At 55.2% G+C, this 14,926-nt stretch carries 13 protein-coding genes and 2 pseudogenes; 6 read left to right on the top strand and 9 right to left on the bottom strand.

Going from position 1 to position 14,926, the window contains the following annotated elements; all coding sequences use genetic code 11:
- Positions 1-49: 49 nt before the first annotated feature.
- Together M3G15_RS04110 and M3G15_RS04115 are read right to left on the bottom strand one after the other, a co-directional pair.
- Positions 50-1,600 carry an aminotransferase class V-fold PLP-dependent enzyme gene (locus M3G15_RS04110; protein ID WP_260070154.1) on the bottom strand — a complete coding sequence of 517 codons (1,551 nt, stop codon included), beginning with the start codon at positions 1,598-1,600 and terminating at the stop codon, positions 50-52.
- A gap of 137 nt (positions 1,601-1,737) precedes the next feature.
- Entirely contained in the window at positions 1,738-2,217 is a 480-nt protein-coding gene (locus tag M3G15_RS04115; RefSeq protein ID WP_036644137.1) for a DsrE/DsrF/DrsH-like family protein, read from the bottom strand.
- 245 nt (positions 2,218-2,462) lie between these two features.
- On the opposite strand from M3G15_RS04115, the gene M3G15_RS04120 reads away from it, so the two are divergent.
- Positions 2,463-2,969: a hypothetical protein gene (locus tag M3G15_RS04120; RefSeq protein ID WP_009223523.1), complete on the top strand. Its 507-nt coding sequence runs from the start codon at positions 2,463-2,465 to the stop codon at positions 2,967-2,969.
- A gap of 58 nt (positions 2,970-3,027) precedes the next feature.
- On the opposite strand, the gene M3G15_RS04125 is transcribed toward M3G15_RS04120, so the two are convergent.
- Together M3G15_RS04125 and M3G15_RS04130 are read right to left on the bottom strand one after the other, a co-directional pair.
- A complete protein-coding gene (locus tag M3G15_RS04125) occupies positions 3,028-3,870 on the bottom strand; it encodes an aldo/keto reductase (RefSeq protein WP_260070155.1) in 843 nt (280 codons plus the stop codon).
- A 54-nt stretch (positions 3,871-3,924) separates the two neighbouring features.
- On the bottom strand, positions 3,925-5,139 hold the full coding sequence (locus tag M3G15_RS04130; RefSeq protein WP_009223525.1) for an MFS transporter: 1,215 nt from the start codon (positions 5,137-5,139) through the stop codon (positions 3,925-3,927).
- A gap of 196 nt (positions 5,140-5,335) precedes the next feature.
- Between M3G15_RS04130 and M3G15_RS04135 the strand changes: the two genes are divergently transcribed.
- From M3G15_RS04135 to M3G15_RS04150, 5 genes and pseudogenes are all read left to right on the top strand, one after another.
- Complete coding sequence (locus tag M3G15_RS04135; RefSeq protein ID WP_009223526.1) at positions 5,336-5,707, top strand: winged helix-turn-helix transcriptional regulator; 372 nt, start codon at positions 5,336-5,338, stop codon at positions 5,705-5,707.
- 42 nt (positions 5,708-5,749) lie between these two features.
- On the top strand, positions 5,750-6,451 hold the full coding sequence (locus tag M3G15_RS04140) for a response regulator transcription factor (protein WP_260070156.1): 702 nt from the start codon (positions 5,750-5,752) through the stop codon (positions 6,449-6,451).
- On the top strand, positions 6,444-7,556 hold the full coding sequence (locus M3G15_RS04145; RefSeq protein ID WP_260070157.1) for a sensor histidine kinase: 1,113 nt from the start codon (positions 6,444-6,446) through the stop codon (positions 7,554-7,556). The genes M3G15_RS04140 and M3G15_RS04145 overlap by 8 nt, the downstream gene beginning before the upstream one ends.
- A 238-nt stretch (positions 7,557-7,794) precedes the next feature.
- Positions 7,795-7,977, top strand: a pseudogene (locus M3G15_RS21605) (PadR family transcriptional regulator); the annotation flags it as partial.
- A gap of 3 nt (positions 7,978-7,980) precedes the next feature.
- Positions 7,981-8,916: pseudogene (locus tag M3G15_RS04150) on the top strand (HAAS signaling domain-containing protein); the annotation flags it as partial.
- A 104-nt stretch (positions 8,917-9,020) separates the two neighbouring features.
- Here the strand turns inward: M3G15_RS04150 and M3G15_RS04155 are convergent.
- The 5 genes from M3G15_RS04155 to M3G15_RS04175 form a co-directional block, all read right to left on the bottom strand.
- On the bottom strand, positions 9,021-10,388 hold the full coding sequence (locus tag M3G15_RS04155) for a sodium/glutamate symporter family protein (protein ID WP_260070159.1): 1,368 nt from the start codon (positions 10,386-10,388) through the stop codon (positions 9,021-9,023).
- Positions 10,389-10,407: 19 nt separating this feature from the next.
- Positions 10,408-11,613, bottom strand: a complete 1,206-nt coding sequence (locus M3G15_RS04160; protein ID WP_260070160.1) for a lysophospholipid acyltransferase family protein — start codon at positions 11,611-11,613, stop codon at positions 10,408-10,410.
- A gap of 46 nt (positions 11,614-11,659) precedes the next feature.
- Complete coding sequence (locus M3G15_RS04165) at positions 11,660-11,929, bottom strand: S-layer homology domain-containing protein (protein ID WP_260070161.1); 270 nt, start codon at positions 11,927-11,929, stop codon at positions 11,660-11,662.
- 123 nt (positions 11,930-12,052) lie between these two features.
- Positions 12,053-13,456: an NAD-dependent malic enzyme gene (locus M3G15_RS04170; RefSeq protein ID WP_260070162.1), complete on the bottom strand. Its 1,404-nt coding sequence runs from the start codon at positions 13,454-13,456 to the stop codon at positions 12,053-12,055.
- Between the two features lie 3 nt (positions 13,457-13,459).
- Positions 13,460-14,728, bottom strand: coding sequence for a Glu/Leu/Phe/Val family dehydrogenase (locus tag M3G15_RS04175; protein WP_260070163.1), 1,269 nt, complete (start codon positions 14,726-14,728; stop codon positions 13,460-13,462).
- Between the last annotated feature and the right edge of the window lie 198 nt (positions 14,729-14,926).

Genomic DNA, 14,926 nt, shown 5'->3' on the forward strand with positions numbered 1-14,926 from the left:
CCCCAAGGACCTGTTCCGCCAAGTTGAACATCTTCTGAATCGCCTTGGCTTAGGGGATGTGAAGTTCCGCTATCGTTTGGCGGGGTTCATCTGCAAGGATTCCCTTGCCCTTGGCGCTGGGATCCGGCAAGCGAAACCATTCGTCGAGGTTGATCCGCGGTTCTCCGCGCCGATGGGACCACTCATTGGTTCGGGGATCGTAGCTGTAATCTCTAGCCCAATCTTGGCCTCGGGCGGCCACCTGACGGAGCGCGTATCCGATAAAGGCGACCTCGTCGGCCGTCATGATCGGATGCAGGGAGATCCGGATCCAGCCAGGTTTTGCGGTGAAATCGCCGCTAGCGATTCGGCGGGCGATCCGTTGCGAGGTAGCCTGATCGATGCCCAGCAGATAATGGCCATACGTTCCCGCGCAGGAGCAGCCGCCGCGGGCCTGGATGCCAAAGTGGTCGTTCAGCAGCTTGACGGCCAGGTTATAGTGAACCTGATCCAGGGTGAACGAGACGATCCCCAGACGCTCGCGGCTAGGCCCGCCCAGGATGGTCAGCCCTGGGACGGTTTCCAGCTCCGACAGCAACCGGTCGGTTAGCTCCCGTTCCCGGCGGAGCAGGCGGCCTGCGCCCATCTTCTCTTTGAGCCGCAGGCATAGCGCCGTGCGTGCCGCCTGCATCACCCCCGGCGTCCCGCCATCCTCCCGTGATTCGGCGTCGGATAGATACTGGACTAAGCCCCACGGGCTGGTCCAGGACACCGTGCCGCCGCCCGGGCGGTCCGGCGACGCCCCCGCGCTGAGCCCCGCATTCATCACCAGCACCCCGCTCGTGCCGGGGCCGCCCAGAAACTTATGCGGGGAGAAGAGGATGGCGTCAAGCCGCTCCTCCGGCGCTCCCGGCGGATGCATATTGATCGGGACGTAAGGGGCGCTGGCGGAGTAATCCGCCACGCAGATGCCGCCGTGCCGATGCATCACCCGCGCGAGCTCATGAATTGGCGTCACGAAGCCGGTCACATTGGAGCAGGCGGTAAACGCGCCGATTTTGACGCGGCGCTCCCGGTAGCGGCGGAGCAGGAAGTCCAGCCAAGCCGGATCCACGCGGCCGTCGGCCCCCGGCGGGAGGCAGACGACCTCGCCGATCGTTTCCGCCCAGGAGATGTGGTTGGAGTGATGCTCCATATGCGTGATGAAAACAACCGGCCGCTCCCGTTCGGCCATTCCAATCCGGTAAGCTGCCCGCCAAGCGGCGGGGACCTTTAATCCAAGCAGGCGCTGCAGCTTGTTCACCGCCCCCGTCATCCCCGTTCCCTCGAATAACAGGATGTCGTTGGGGCCGGCGTGGACATGGTGCTTGATGATCCGCTTCGCCTCCTCATAAGCGGCGGTCATGGCCGTGCCGGTCAAGCTGGCGGCGGTGTGGGGATTGCCCGCCAGCGGGCCGATCTCCTGGGCTAGCTTCTGTTCAATCGGCCGATATAGGCGGCCGCTGGCGGCCCAATCGGCATAGAGCAACGTTTGCGTCCCGTACGGCGTAACAAAAGGATGGCGGTAGCCGATCGTATTTTTCCGGTAAACCTCAAATTCCAATTCCTCTATCTCCAGCAAACCAAGTCTCCCCCTGTTAGGTTACTGTAATAACGCTTTAGGTTATGTGCATTCGCCTAGGGGGGTTAGGGCTGCGGGGGAAAGTTCAGAAAACCTCCACAAAGCGGACAGCGGCGCGCCTTACGTAGGCTTCGTCTTCAGATAAACAGCTGAATATCCGATTCCAAGGCATCGCGCAGGTACGTTTGGGCATCGATGATCTCCACCTCCGGGAGGAATTCCTCCGGCTTAAAGCCCATAATCTCCACCGACAGCTTGCAGCCGTAGAACTTGATGTTTTTCTTGCGGGCTCCTTTGAGAAAGTGGATCAGACGGGGGGCCTCCTGGTCCTCGATCATCTCATCCAACATCCATTTGCCCAGCCCGCTGTAATTCATTTTGGAGAGCGGCAGCTCGTCCGGCCCTTTGGGGGTCATCCAAGTCATCAGCTTCTCATACAGCGTTTTGTCCTCCAGCGTCATCTTCTCCGGATCGCGCACGAGAAACAGGCCCCAGAAGGCAAAAAACATCGTCACCTCCACACCGATATCCCGCGCGCTGTTCGCCAGAATCAGCCCGGCCATTGCTTTGTCGTAATCCCCGCTGAACATCAGCAGATTCATTCTTTTTTGCGCCATTACGGTCCAGCCTCCATCGTTGATGATTTGGATAAAGCTGGTATTAGTATGGTTCCGGGAAGGCAGCCTATCCTCGGTTCACAAATCGCTCAAAAATGGCGGTTGTCCATGCGCGTTCATCCGCGGGCTGACCGAGGGTCCTTGATTTCATGGGTACCTTTGGGGTACCCTTTCTTTAAGATTTAAGAACGTCCTTCTGCAACAAAACAGGCGGGATGTCGTCTTTCATTTTGAGGTGATGCGGATTGAGGAAATACGCGTTAGGTTTGACCGTGATGCTATTGGCGCTCCTGCTTGTCGGATGCGGCACCTTCGATCCGGTGAACAAAGCGATCAATAAGCTGAGACCGGCCGTACCCGAAGATCCAGCGCAGGATGCGGAAGGTCCTTTTACCGTAGAGTTGTCTGTTCCGAAGCGTGCTGGGATAGACGAGACCTTTACGTTAATCGCCAGCCTGCATAATTTGTCCAAAACCGAATATGAGCTGATGAGTCGCCCTCGGGTGTTCCATTACCTGATCGTGGACAGCTTGGGCAACCGGGTGAACACGATCACCCAGGTGGACAGTGCGGTGGTTCGCAGCATGGGGGGAGAAACGGATATTAACGAGTTTTTCGAGACCCGGATCGATCGGATCGGAACGTATGAAATATATGCGGTCGCCGAATTTTCGATCAAAGAGAATGGAAAATACAAGAGTCTCACCTATGAGACCGAGCATCATTACATCGAAATCGGTCCCTACAGCTGACAAAGAGCAGACCCGAAGGATCCAGCGGATCCACGGTATCTGCTCTTTTTTGGTAGGCTTAGAAATCAAAGTTGTCGGGGTCCGGACCCACGCGAAGGTTCTCGTTAAGCGCGCTGATCCGTGCCATATCCTCTTCCGTCAACGCGAAATTAAACACGTCTGCGTTCTCGGCAATCCGATCCGGCTTGGTCGATTTCGGAATCGTTACCACGCCGTTCTGTAAATCCCAGCGAAGGATGATTTGGGCGACCGATTTTCCATATTTACGGGCAAGCTCTTGTAACACAGGATGATCCAGCAGTTGCCCTTGCATGAGCGGGGACCATGCCTCCATTTGAATGCCGTGTTCGCGGCAGAAGGCTTGCACTTCCTGCTGCGTCAGACGAGGATGGTATTCGACCTGATTGACCATCGGCACGATTTCCGCGTCTTCCATCAAGTCCTTCAGATGGTGAACTTGGAAGTTGCTGACGCCGATCGCCTTGACCTTTCCGGCTTGGTAGAGCGTTTCTAACGCACGCCAAGCTTCTTTATATTTACCGGCGACGGGCCAGTGAATCAGATACAGGTCCAGATAGTCTAGTCCCAGCTTCTGCAGGCTGGTTTCATAAGCAGCGAGCGTCTCTTCGTATCCGAGGTCGGCGTTCCATACCTTCGAAGTGACAAACAGCGCTTCACGCGGGATACCGGCTTCCTGCAAGCCTTCGCGGATGCCTTGTCCGACGCCTTTTTCATTCGCGTAGATTGCTGCGGTATCGATGCTGCGGTAGCCGTGGGTAATTGCGAACTTCACCGCGTCTACCAGCTCCTGTCCTTCCTCGACCTTGAATACGCCAAGGCCAAACCAAGGCATCTTCACTCCGTTGTGCAGGGTGGTGGTATCTTGTAAATGGGTGATCATAACAAAATGCGCCTCCTATTAATTTTCATGTTGGTTTAGTGATGAAATAGATGATTAGTTATGTTGAAGCGATGGTTGTGAAATGACCGTCTCCTGCCGGTCTTTTCTTTCCAGAGCACGGCTCCAGCCCGTGAGAAGTACGGCAGCTGCGACCATCAGTGCGCCAATCCACGAGGTATGGATCAGACCCAACGAATCGGTGATGACCCCGCCCAGGTAAGACCCCAGGGCAATCCCGGCGTTAAAGGCCGCGATGTTGATCGCGGAGGCCACGTCGACGGCGGATGGGACAAACCGCTCTGCCAGCATCACGACGTAAACCTGCAGCCCCGGAACGTTCATGAAGGCCAGCAGCCCCATGAGGAAAATGGTCACCAAGCCGGCGACTTTGAACGGAGCCGTGAACAGCAAGGCCAGCAGGATCAGCGCCTGTACGATAAACATATAGAACAAGGCCCGAATTGGCTGACGATTGGACAACTTGCCGCCCACCATGTTGCCGATGGCAATCGCGATGCCGTAGACCAGCAAGATGACGGCGACCGCGCTTTCCTTGAAGCCTGTAATTTCAAGAAGGATCGGCGATAAGTAGGTATAAACGACAAAGGTGCCTCCATACCCGAGGGCCGTGATCAGGAACAATAGCAGCAGCCGTCCGTTCGTCACCAGCTTCACCTGGTCACGGAACGCGGTTCGCCCCCCTTTCCGCAAGCCGGATGGCACCAGCAGGCTGTTGGAGATAAAGCCAATGAGCCCCACGACGACGATCAGGATAAAGGCGGCGCGCCAGCCGAACTGTTGACCGATGAAGGTGCCAAGCGGCACGCCGGTGACCGTCGCAACGGTCAAGCCGGTGAACATGATGGAAATCGCGCTGGCCCGGCGGTGTTCCGGCACTAAGTCAGCGGCAATCGTTGAACCGATCGACATAAACACGCCGTGTGAAAAAGCAGAGATCACCCTTGCCGCGAGCAGCATGACAATGCTAGTTGCCGCCGCAGCCAAGGCATTGCCGATCATGAAGACGACCATGATCCACAGCAGCAGTGTTTTGCGCGACATTCGTGCGGTTAGCGACGTGAGTACCGGTGCTCCAAAAGTGACGCCTAACGCATATAAGGAAACCGTCAGCCCTGCGGTGGTCGTAGAAATGTGCAGGTCCTCGGCGATCAAAGGCAGCAGACCGACGCTGATAAATTCGGTTGTCCCGATGGCAAAGGCACTAATGGCCAAGGCGAGCAGCGCCAAGGTGCTTCTTTGATGATTCATGAGTCAATCTACCTCCCAAAAGATAATGGTTTGCAGGTTCGCCGCTGATCTGCCGGGGAATGATGCAGAAGCGAGCGACAAATGCTATTATGGGAGATAGGGTAGTTTTTGAGAAGTACGCACTTTGAAGTAATATAGGAACCTAAAAGTAATGTAGGTACTTTTTTGTGCCTATTAAAAAGAAGGAGCAATCTCAATGAAAGAGAAGAAATATAATATCTCCGTAGAAGCGACGCTTGAGGTGATCGGCGGGAAGTGGAAATGCGTGATCCTGTGCCACTTGACGCACGGTCGGAAACGAACCAGTGAATTAAAACGCCTGATGCCCGACATCACTCAGAAAATGTTGACCCAACAGCTTCGCGAACTGGAGGCCGACGGCGTTATTCGCCGGATCGTCTACCAGGAGGTCCCGCCTCGGGTCGAGTATGAGCTAAGCGAATACGGGGAGAGCTTACGGGGAATTTTGGATGCGCTGTGCGCCTGGGGAGAGCAGCATATCCACAAGGTGTATGGCAGCTATGATGTTCTGGAAGAGAACGTGCTGAATGAACATTTGAAATCGTAAGGTCTCTTCGGTTATGCTGTCCATGAAAAGGAGCGATGATCGATGAAACCTATCACGGTACTGATTGCGGACGATGAGCCGGAAATCGCCGACTTGATCGAGCTGCACCTGGCCCGGGAAGGATACCGCTGTATCAAAGCGTCCAACGGGCAGGAGGCGCTGGATGTCATCCAGACGCAATCCGTGGATCTTGCGATCTTGGACATTATGATGCCGAAGATCGATGGGTATGAAGTGACCCGGCAAATCCGGGAGAAGCACCATCTGCCGATCATTTTCTTAAGTGCAAAAGCAACCGATCTGGATAAAATCACCGGCCTGGTACGCGGGGCGGACGATTATATGACGAAGCCGTTTAATCCGATGGAGCTGGTGGCCCGGGTGAACGCCCAACTGCGGCGCTTTATCCAGCTGAACCCGTCGGTTGCCGGTCCCCCGGATGAGCCGGTGCTGGAGGCCGGAGGGCTTGTGATCCATCCCGAGCACCGGACAGTGTTCCTCTACGGCGAACCGGTAGAGCTGACGCCGAAAGAGTTTGATATCTTGGTCCTGCTGGCCAATCATCCGAAGAAGGTGTTCAGTTCGGAGCATATTTTTGAGAAGGTCTGGGGCGAGGCTTATTATGAAGGCGGGAATACGGTCATGGTGCATATCCGAAGCTTGCGCAAGAAGCTGGGGGAAGACCGGCACAAGAACAAGCTGATCAAAACCGTCTGGGGAGTAGGGTACACGTTCAATGGATAATCACACCGACAAACCGAAATTTCGCAGCTTTCGCTTCCAAATGATCCGGTTGTTCGGGCTGAGCATGATATTGTCTGCAGGGACAACCTTTCTGACTTATCTGGCGCTGCGGGAGTATTATCATACGCTGCTGCGTGAAGACCCGTTGTATAACGTCCGCCGGATGATGCGTGAGATCGGTGACATCAACGTGTTTCTAATCATCTTTATCCCGCTCTCGTTCTTATACTTCTATTTGCTGACTCGGCGTTATGTCGCGTATTTCCGGGAAATTTCCCGGGGAATCAATCAACTGGCGGGAGGAGACTTCACCCATCGGGTTCATATTCCTTCCGGCGACGAGTTCGGAGAGATTGCGCGGGACATCAATTTGGCCAGCGAGAAGCTGCAGCAAGCCGTGGAACGGGGCGACTTTGCCGAGAACAGCAAGGAGCAACTTGTGCTGAACCTGGCCCATGATCTTCGAACCCCGCTAACTTCTGTGATTGGATATCTGGATTTCATCCTGCAAGGGAAAGACCTCACCGCCGAGCAGATGAAGCATTACACCACGATCGCCTACACCAAATCGCAGCGTCTGGAGAAGCTGATCGACGAGTTATTCGAAGTTACGCGAATGAATTACGGTAAGCTGAACATCCATCGCCGGCCGGTTGATTTGAGCGAGCTGCTGAGTCAATTAACCGAAGAGATGTACCCCGTGTTTGAAAAAAATGAGCTGACCGTTCGCCTAAAAACCGAACCGCAGCTGATGATCTCCGGCGATGGCGATCTGCTTGCCCGCGTCTTTGAGAACTTGCTGTCCAATGCCGTTCGTTACGGCAAAGACGGGGAGTACGTTGACGTCCATGGGAAGATGGACGGGGAAGAGGTTGTCGTGCGCGTGACCAACTACGGGGACTCCATTCCGCCGGACGAGCTTCCGCATGTGTTTGATATGTTCTTCACCGGCGATCGTGCGCGTACGTATCAGGAAGGCAGCACCGGTCTTGGCCTGTTTATCGCCAAAAATATCGTGGAGCAGCACGAAGGCACCATCTCGGTGCAAAGCGATCTGATTCGGACCGAGTTTGAAGTGAGGTTGCCAAAGCTTAGAAACTTATGAGTTGAAATCCTGTCTCGTTGTGAGGCGGGATTTTTTGTCGTTAGGGCCTCCGTAGGGCACCTATGCCAGCCGCCTTCCCTTGATGATTATCCCGTTGCCTCAGAAAGTGCGCATCTCATTACCAGTCACCAGGTAACCTTATCTTGCCCTCCCTTGATCTCCTCATTTTTCCGCTGAACGAAAGGGATAATCATGCAAAGAGGCGCGAGAAGGACCCCTTGGGGAAACGACACACAGTATACGAAAAATAATTTCCTTGATCACGGAGCTCCGTCGCGGAACGTTGACCTTGGCGGTGCTAAGCCAGTTGCGAACGCCGCAATACGGGTATTCGCTCGTTCAACGGCTGGATCAATCCGGGATCACCATTGATCAAAGCACATTGTATCCGCTGCTGCGCCGGCTGGAGAAGCAGGAACTTACTCACCGGCTGCCGGAACGGAGCCGGGAGGACATCGCGCTGGAGCTGCGCTCCACGATTGAGGATATGCTGGCGGAGGAACCCAGCGAAGCCGAAGTGAAGGAGGCGCTGACTCAATTGGGCGATCCGGCCGTGTTGGCCGCTCAGTATCGGGACCAACCAACGTTTTTGATCGGGCCTCGCTTCTATGAAACTTATGTTCAGGTCTTGAAAATGATTGTCCCGATCGTGGTCGTAATTACCCTCCTTTCGCTGATTGCCAACCAAATCATTACGTATTCTGGTGAAGTCGTTCCGGCGGAGGCCGCGGCAGTCCTGCTCAGCAAAGCTATAGGGACGGTGTTTAGCACGGGGGTGCAGACCGTATTTTGGATTACCCTGGCGTTTGTCATTCTGGAACGGACGGGAACCGGCAATGAACTGCCGCTGAACGGCAAGTTCAAAGCTTGGACGCCGGATGATTTGAAGGATACCCGATATGTCCCTGCGAAGAAAGTGATCAAGAAAAGCGAGGTATTCGCCAGCCTCATGTGGACGGCGATATGGGGAAGCGTCTATTTTAACGCAGATCGGTTGATTGGCGTATATGAGAAAGGCCGAAACGGCATAGAAATGACGACTCCGATCTTTAATCAGGAGGTACTGCTTTCGTATTGGCCGTTTATCGCGGTGGTTCTTGCGCTGGATGTTGCTCTGGCGATCTACAAATGGATCGTTGCCCAATGGAACGTGAAGATCGCGTTCCTGAACGTGGCCAACCACGTCCTTTTCGTCGGTGGTGTTCGGCACCATCATCGGAAATGCAGAGCTGCTGTCCCCCGGTTTTATCGCGAAGTGGGAGGATATTTTCGGATTGGGAGTTCCGGCTTCAACTCCGGATGGATCATGTGGGTGGTGTTGTTCGCTTACATGTTGTTCGCAGCCTTGGACAGTTACTAAGGGTTCCAGAAAGCTAACCTTTCCAAACCGGCAAAATAAACAATCGTCAAAAAATCCCCACTCTCTTGGTGAAAGAGGGTGGGGATTTTCGTTTAGAAGCTCACTTAGGCGGTCGTTTTCCGGGACCGGTACAGCAGCAAGCCCATCAGAATCGCGAAATACAGGAATAGGGCGCCAAAGGTGTACAGGTACATCACCGGTTGATTTTGCAGATACCCGACGATGGGGATGTTCAAAATCAGCAGCAGTGGAAATCCGAACATAATTGCGGACGCGCTGCCCATGACCAAGTTGTCCGTCGTATTCGACTGAAATTTCGGATCGACGGCTTTGACGAGCGCAAGCCCGGTAGAAATCGTTCCGGTCAGCATCCCGTAAAAACCGAGAACGTTTGGCAATTTGTCCTCCGGCAACACCCGCGGCACTAACCAAACTATAAACCATACCGTTACTAACCCGCCGACTGTCGTTAGGATGAGTACCGGCGTCAAGTATTGCTTCAACGCGTAGATCGAGATCGCAGCGATCGAGGCGGCGATCATGTAATCGAAGGAAAATCCGGAGATCCGCTGCAACAGGTAGTTGTTCGGGGAATGCTCCAACTGGAAGCCCGCTTGCTTCCAACGGTTGAGAATCCACCGGAACAACATGGCGTACAGGCTGCCGATGAGGAAGTGGAAGCCAATCAGCAGTTGGGCCAATGTTTCCCCATAGGTCCCGAGTGGAGTCAGCACCGCCTCCAGTCCACGTAACGTCAAGTAAGTGACCAGGTAAATAAAGCCAATCAGCGCGATTTGGTAGGTCAGCTTGTCGATCGCGTCACTGAGCGGAATTTCGCCTTCTTCTGATTTTTCCGTGACCTCGGTGCGTTCTTTGAGTGGGCGGGATGCCGCCTGTTTAAATTTCGGATGGCGGATCAGGAAGTTCATCAGAATGATTCCGGGAATCACGGCCCAGATGAAGCCGAACCCGGCAATGGTTAGGCCGAGGTTCCCGCCGCCTTCAAGCCCCAAAGCCTCCCAACGGCTGCCGATCGAATAGGCTTGTCCCGGACCTTGTCCATACCCGAGAGGGAGCAGCAAGCCGATGCCTGGGAACATGTCGGGATAGAAAAGCTCCGTCAGGATCAGGAGCAGACCAAATCCCACCAGCCCTTGGATAAGGTACGTCGAGACGATGAGCATCCCAGATTTCATGACCGCCGGGCTGTTGGACACCTCCCGTTCTTTGAGGGAGAGGGCAATGAATCCGATCGCCATCAGATGGTAGACCAGTTGCCCCAGACGATCGAGGTTGAAATTCAGCCACCCGAGCAGCTCCGGACCCACGATCAATCCGAGGATGCCGGCGACCATGGAGGTGGGGACGATGATTTTGCGCAACAGTGGAATGCGCGCCTTGAGGACGGCCGATACGACCATCAGCAGCGAAAGCAGCGTAAAGTCGATCACGAAAGACCATGAATTATCCAAAGGGAGAACCTCCTATTTTCTACCGGAGTGCACGCTGTTCCAGCGCGGTCATAAATTTGAGCCATTTGTAAGCCGAGGTTCGCGGTTGGTAAAACAGGAACCGATACAGCTTATCGCCGACATAAAATTCAAACTTGTGGTGAAGCTGTACGTTGATCCCCTCCAACTCGGTAAATGGGAAGGAATACGGCTGTCCGTTATCCCCTTGAAACGTAAGAGAATCTTCGTGATCAGCGTTCCAGCGCAGTTGTCCCGTTCCCAGCGATTGAAAGGGCTGCTCTCCTTCCGACACATACATATGCACGGGATCCTGCATGACGGATTCCCAGGAGGTGAGCTGTTCCGGTTCTTGTATTACTTGATTCAGCCGTTCCAGCTGCCAGCGATTCCAGTCCCGCGTAGTCGAGAAGCGCAGCGGATGGGTAAACTGCGCGAATTTGCCCTGCGGCGTGTAGCGAACGGTATAGCCGCAGGCCGTGCAGCCGAACAAGTCTTGTTCGGAGCGGAGGCGGCCTGGTACTTCGCAGTGCGGGCAGATAAACAGCAGGCGCTCCAGGTAATGCGCCGGGGCTTTACCGTAATAGGCAGCCCCGGTTTGGGATTGCCACTCTGCATCGTCATGCGCCAACGCCTCCGTCAGCAGGTGATGGATCTCATCTGGGGTATGGTTGGCGAATGCGCCAGCGTCCCATTTTTTCTCGAAGGAGAGGTGAATGGGTCCCCTGCGATGGTTCTCCGCCCAACGGGGAGAGGACAGATGACCGCCGGAAATGGTGGCGATGACCACCGGAACATCCAGCAACTTCACCAGCTTGGCCGTGGAATAGAACAACGGCTCGGTCGTCCCGTCCCAGTTCCGGTTCCCTTCCGGGAAGAGACCGATGACGCGTCCGCTCTGCTTGGCTTTGATCATGCTGCGGATCGTCCGCGTATCGTTTTTATTTTTCATTTTGGGGATCGCTCCGGTGTAATTCAGCAGCTTGGCCAGCAACGTGTTCCGGAACAGGGAAGCTCCGGTCACGAAGCTGATCGGCTCGTCCACGTAACAGTTGATATAGAACGGGTCCCAGTTGGTTACATGGTTCGCCAAAATCAGATACGGCGGCTTCAAGCCCACGGTATCGTTGCGCTCCACCTTGATCTGGGAACGGCTTTGGAGGAATGCGCGTAGGGCCGACAACACGAGCCGCTGCGCGATTTTTCCCGGTTTTTTCTCAATGCTCACAGAGTCACATCCTGAAGGATTAATTTCAAAAAACACATTAATATTGTTATATCATATTTTGGATAAATTCGTTGGCGGGAACTTGTTGGTGTAGAAAAAAAGAACGGCCAGGGGGGCCGTTCTTGGGGTGGGGCTTTGAAAGATTAGCCTTCAAGAGGCTCGGAATCAATAAATTCGACGGGGAGACGCCGCTCCTCACCCACTGGAAGGCATAATCGGCAATCTCAAATTTTCCGTCTCCTTTTCCGTTAATGATCTCCTTGTTGACCAGCTCCATAATGGCATCTTTCGCATAGGAACCGTCAATGTCCGACATTTGAGTTGCTGCATGCAATCAAATTTTGAACTATTGATTTGGGAACATAATAAAGCCCTTGCTGCCAAAGACAGAAGGGCCAAAAGGGAAGTATAGCAGGATGAGGTATCCACTTACGCGGCGTCACCGGAAATCCGGCGGAATGCGCCGGGACACACCGGTGGCAATGGCCGCGTTGATGACGGCTTTGCGCACGAGCGGGACGACCTGATCATTAAAAATACTCGGGATGATATACTGCTCGTTCCGCTCCTCGTCAGTAACGGCGGAGGCGATGGCTTGTGCTGCGGCCAGCTTCATCGCTTCGTTGACCACGCGGGCCCGACAATCGAGCGCGCCGCGGAAGACGCCGGGGAACACAAGCACGTTGTTGATCTGGTTCGGATAGTCGCTTCGGCCGGTCGCGAAGACAGCTGCGTGAGCCAGCCCTACCTCCGGATCAACCTCCGGGTGCGGGTTGGCGAGGGCAAACACGATCGGCTGCTCGTTCATCGTCCGCAAATGTTCACCGGTCAGCAGATTCCCCGCAGAGACGCCGATGAACACGTCAGCACCAGGCAGGACATCTTGCAGCGAGCCGGGCTGACTTTCCACCTGCGGCTGCTCCGCGAGCCACTGCCACATCGGGTGGCTGTACGTTCCACCGCGGACAATTGCTCCCTCCTTGTCCACCGGCACAAGCTTAGTTACGCCTGCGGACAGCAGCATTTTGCAAATGGAGACACCCGCTGCCCCAACACCGCTTACCACGACCCGCACCTCGGACATCGATTTGCCGACGACCTTCAGCGCGTTAATTAACCCGGCGATCACGACCACCGCTGTTCCGTGCTGATCGTCATGGAAGACCGGGATGTCCAGTTCCTCCGCCAGCCGCTGCTCAATTTCGAAGCACCGGGGGGAGCTGATGTCCTCCAGATTGATGCCGCCAAAAATCGGACTGATCGCTTTAACGGTACGAATGATTTCTTCCGTATCGCTCGTATCCAGGCAGAGCGGAAAAGCATCAACCCCGGCCAGCTGCTTAAACAGCATCGCCTTGCCTTCCATCACCGGCGCCGCGGCGTACGGACCGATATCGCCAAGCCCCAACACGGCGGTTCCGTCCGTGATGACCGCCACAGTGTTGCGTTTAATCGTCAGCGAAAACGCCTTGTTTCGACTTTCGTGGATCGCCGTGCAGATTTTGGCGACCCCTGGCGTATACACCTGCGACAGATCGTCGCGGTTGCGAATTGGCATCGTTGGCTCGATGGCGATTTTACCGCCGAGATGCATGAGAAACGTGCGATCGGAGACGTTGATCAGCCGGACACCATGCAGCTTGCGAAGCGCCTTGACGAACGCCGTTTCGTCTTGGTCGCCCGTATCGACGGTAATGTCGCGTACCGAAGATCCTTTAGCCGAGGAGATCACGTCGATCGACGTAATGTCGCCTCCGGCACCGCTCACCGCAGCAGCGACATCGCCGAAGCTGGCCTTCTTATGGTCGAGCTCCAATCGGATAATAATTAACGTACGTGCCATAACTTAAATCCACCCCCGCCATTTTACCGCCTCGGTCATTCGCTTCAGCCCCACGATATATGCGGCAAGACGCATGTTCACCCGGCGTGTCACCGAAGTCTGATAAACCTTGTGAAAAGCGTCCACCAACAGCTGCTCCAGCTTCGCGTTCACTTCCTCCAGCGGCCAGTAGTAACCCTGATTGTTTTGCACCCACTCAAAATAGGATACGACCACGCCGCCCGCACTCGCTAGGACATCCGGCACAATCAGAACCCCGCGCTTGGACAAAATTTCCGTTGCTGCATACGTCGTTGGACCGTTGGCCGCTTCGACGATCAGCTTAGCTTGGATGTGCGGCGCATTTTCCTCGGTGAGTTGGTTTTCGATCGCAGCCGGCACGAGGATATCGCATTCCTTCACAAGCAGTTCCTGATTTGTGATCCGGTTGGAGTAGAGGTGGGTCACCGCGCCAAAAGAATCCCGCCGATCCAACAGCTCGAGGATATCGAGCCCGTTTGGATCGTACAGCGCGCCGCGCGCATCCGCAATGCCAACGATGATGGCCCCGGCGTCATGCAGAAACTTCGCCAGGTAGCTGCCGGCATTGCCAAAGCCTTGGATGATGACCCGCGAGCCTTCCACCGCCATGCCGGCCATCTTTGCGGCCTCCTTCAGCACGATCGTGACGCCAAGGGCTGTCGACGATTCCCGTCCGTAGGAGCCGCCGAGCACCAGCGGTTTGCCGGTGATGAAGCTGGGCGAATCGAATTCGCGGATCCGGCTGTACTCGTCCATCATCCAGGCCATCACCTGCGAATTGGTGTACACGTCAGGCGCCGGGATATCCTTGGTCGGCCCAACCAATTGGCTGATCGCCCGGACGTACCCGCGGCTTAAGGCTTCCAGCTCGCGCATCGACATCGTCCGCGGGTCGCAGGCGATTCCGCCTTTACCGCCGCCGTAGGGCAGCGACACGATGCCGCATTTGATGCTCATCCACATCGACAAGGCCTTCACTTCCTCCGCCGTCACGTCGGGGTGGAACCGCACGCCGCCTTTGGTCGGCCCGACCGCGTCATTGTGCTGAGCGCGGTAACCGGTAAAGACCTGGACCGAGCCGTCGTCCATCTTCACCGGAATCCGCACGGTCAGCATCCGCAGCGGCTCCTTGAGCAGGTCAAACATCGCCGTCGGCTCGTTCATCGTCTGGAGCGCCATGCGAATGACCTGTTGGGTGCTGGTCAAAACGTCCATATTTTCCGAAAGTGTTCGTTTCCCGTTCATAATCATGGGTTACCCTTCTTCCGTCCGTATTGGAGAAATATTTGAAGTCTGCTAAGTTCGCCGCCGCAGCTCTAACGCTTGCCACAAACCTTATTGCAGCAAAAATCGCCTATTTGCGAATCTAACGCTGATCACGGAGCTTATTTCACCATTTTTCGGGTGAATTGAGGTGTTTTTGCCCAAATAGCGTGGCTCAGCGTCGTT

It is taken from the genome of Paenibacillus sp. p3-SID1389, assembly GCF_025151705.1.
Lineage (GTDB): Bacteria > Bacillota > Bacilli > Paenibacillales > Paenibacillaceae > Fontibacillus > Fontibacillus phoenicis.

Bases quoted from the DNA above. Each gene is read 5' to 3' on its own strand.
- M3G15_RS04115 (WP_036644137.1), bottom strand. From the start codon at position 2,217: ATGGCGCAAAAAAGAATGAATCTGCTGATGTTCAGCGGGGATTACGAC.
- M3G15_RS04125 (WP_260070155.1), bottom strand. From the start codon at position 3,870: ATGATCACCCATTTACAAGATACCACCACCCTGCACAACGGAGTGAAG.
- M3G15_RS04130 (WP_009223525.1), bottom strand. From the start codon at position 5,139: ATGAATCATCAAAGAAGCACCTTGGCGCTGCTCGCCTTGGCCATTAGT.
- M3G15_RS04135 (WP_009223526.1), top strand. From the start codon at position 5,336: ATGAAAGAGAAGAAATATAATATCTCCGTAGAAGCGACGCTTGAGGTG.
- M3G15_RS04140 (WP_260070156.1), top strand. From the start codon at position 5,750: ATGAAACCTATCACGGTACTGATTGCGGACGATGAGCCGGAAATCGCC.
- M3G15_RS04145 (WP_260070157.1), top strand. From the start codon at position 6,444: ATGGATAATCACACCGACAAACCGAAATTTCGCAGCTTTCGCTTCCAA.
- M3G15_RS04165 (WP_260070161.1), bottom strand. From the start codon at position 11,929: ATGTCGGACATTGACGGTTCCTATGCGAAAGATGCCATTATGGAGCTG.
- M3G15_RS04170 (WP_260070162.1), bottom strand. From the start codon at position 13,456: ATGGCACGTACGTTAATTATTATCCGATTGGAGCTCGACCATAAGAAG.
- M3G15_RS04175 (WP_260070163.1), bottom strand. From the start codon at position 14,728: ATGATTATGAACGGGAAACGAACACTTTCGGAAAATATGGACGTTTTG.